This is a genomic window from Bacillus sp. SIMBA_008 (assembly GCF_046535495.1).
Lineage (GTDB): Bacteria > Bacillota > Bacilli > Bacillales > Bacillaceae > Bacillus > Bacillus subtilis.
This window is the reverse complement of sequence record NZ_JAWRWL010000353.1, coordinates 1-277: the sequence shown is the minus strand read 5'-3', so window position 1 is coordinate 277 and position 277 is coordinate 1. Positions and strand designations below refer to the sequence as shown.

Sequence of the window (277 nt, the reverse complement as noted above, 5' to 3'; positions counted from 1 at the left end):
GGCAAAATCAAATAACTATCCGCCCCCGTGGCTGTCAATCTGCCACCATTTCGGATAGTGGTCGTGCCATTGCCAACCTGCACATGGCTGCGGTCAAACGTTAGTGACCCGCCATCGATATCTATTGTAGTCGGCCCTCGGAACCAAAGCGCATCGTTCGGATCCGTCGACTGCCGCGAGCCGGAAAGCTCAAATGTAGCACTGGCACCGGATCGCACGGAAATCGACGTTGCGCCTGCAAACGAGGTATTAAAATTGGTAACTGTACTGTCCCCAC

At 54.2% G+C, this 277-nt stretch carries 1 protein-coding gene; it reads left to right on the top strand.

Translation table 11 applies throughout. The features are described from left to right. Positions 1-69 precede the first annotated feature (69 nt). The coding region (locus SB658_RS23560) for a hypothetical protein (protein ID WP_410602716.1) at positions 70-277 on the top strand (208 nt) is incomplete at its 3' end.